1 protein-coding gene is annotated in these 1,996 nt (G+C 67.1%); it reads left to right on the plus strand.

All coding sequences use genetic code 11. The features are described 5' to 3' along the window. Positions 1–1,996: ATP-binding protein (locus tag ACYVDE_RS21240; RefSeq protein ID WP_460503535.1), on the plus strand; the 1,996-nt coding region annotated here is incomplete at both ends.

The raw sequence follows: 1,996 nt of genomic DNA on the forward strand, positions 1-1,996 counted from the left end.
CAGCTGCTGCAGGCGGTGGGCCAGGCGCTGCGCCAGCGCCAGCCCGCCCAACACAGCATTGCGGCCAACGGCCGGCTATTTCTGGTGTCGGCCGTGCCCCTGGCCGAAGACGACACGGTGCTGCTGTTCCTGACCGACATCACGGCCCAGCGGCAGGCCGAGCAGGAAGTTGCCGAGCAGCGCGAGTTCTACGAAACCGTGATGGCCTTCCTGCCGGCCGTGGTGACGGTGCTGGACCCGGACGAGCATTACCGTTACCTCAACCCCTACGCCGAGCCCGACGCGGTGCAGCGCCGCGCCCGCATCGGGCGCACGTTTGCCGACCATTGTACGGTGCGGGGCCTGCCGCCCGAGGTAGCCCAGCGCCGCCATCGCCTGTTTGAGCGGGCCGTGAGCACGCGCAAGCTGGTGAGCTGGGAGGAGCACTGGCCCGGCCCCGACGATGCGCCCCTGCTGTACTGGCAGTGCTACTACCAGCCTGTGTTCGGGGCCGACGGGGGCTTGCGCATGGTGGTGTGCTACGGCTTCGACATCACGACCCGGCGGCTAGCCGAGGCCCGCACCCGCCAGAGCGAGGCGCAGGTGAAGGCCCAGCAGACGTTTACCGAGCAGGTGCTCGACCTGGCCCCCAACCTGATTTACGTGCGCGAGCAGTACCGCGAAGGCCACCAGAGCCGCATCATTTTTCAGAACCGGACCATGGCGACGCTGCGCGAGCGCCTGCTGCACCTCACCGGCTCCGACTCGCTCGACGAGGCCCTGCGCTCGGATGATATCCGGGCCATTGCCGCGGCCGATGAGCAGGCGCTGCGCACCGGCCGCTCGGTCACGAGCGAAGACCGGGTGGTGCTGCCCACCGGCGAGGAGCTCTGGTTTCAGAGCATTCGCTGCCCCATTACCATGGCCGATGGCACGGTGTGCATTCTGGGCGTGAGCAACGACATTACCGATTTGAAGCTGGCCCAGCACGCAGCCGAAGCTTCGGTAGTGGCCCGCGAAAACTTCCTGGCCAACATGAGCCACGAGATTCGCACGCCCCTCAACGGCGTGCTGGGCATGACCGGCCTGCTGGCTAAAACCTCGCTCAGCGAGCAGCAGCGCAACTATGCCGATATTATTCAGTACTCCGGCCGCCACTTGCTGAACGTGGTGAACGATGTGCTCGACATGGCCAAGATTACCTCGGGCAAGCTGGAGCTCGAGCAGCGCGTATTCAACCTGTGCGACGCGACCGGGCAGGCCGCCGAGCCGCTGGTGCTGCAGGCCGCCGAAAAAGGTATTCGGGTGGTGGGCACCCGCCTGCGCGACTCCTGCCCCCTGCCTTGGGTGGTGGGCGACTCGTACCGCATCAACCAGATTCTGCTCAACCTGCTGTCCAATGCCATCAAGTTCACGCCGGCAGGCGGCACCATCAGCATGGGCGGCTTTCTGGTGAGCGAAACTGCCGAAACTCTCAGCGTGGAGTTTCGGGTGACGGACACGGGCATCGGCATTGCGCCCGACAAGCTCGACACCATCTTCCAGGAATTCACGCAGGCCTACGCCGACACCACCCGGCAGTTTGGCGGTACCGGGCTGGGGCTGAGCATCAGCCGGGCCCTGTTGGCCCAGATGGGTGGCCGCCTCACGGTGCAGAGCCAGCTGGGCCAGGGTAGTTCCTTCGCGTTCTACCTCACCCTGCCCAAAGCCCCGGCCCAGCCCGCCGAAGCTCCCACCGCCCGGCCCGAGAACACCGTGCGCGGCCGCCGGGTGCTGCTGGTAGAAGACAACCCCGTGAACCGCGAGGTGGCCCTGCTGCTGCTCGAAGGCCACGGCGTGCTGGTCGGCGAGGCCGGCAGCGGCCACGAGGCGCTCAACCTGTTTGCCCAGCACCGCTACGATGCCGTGCTGATGGACATTCAGATGCCCGGCATGAACGGCCTGGAAGCCACGGCCCACATGCGGGCCGCCGCCGACCCGGCCCGGGCGGCCACCCCCATTCTGGCCCTCACGGCCA

It is taken from the genome of Hymenobacter agri (assembly GCF_054778495.1).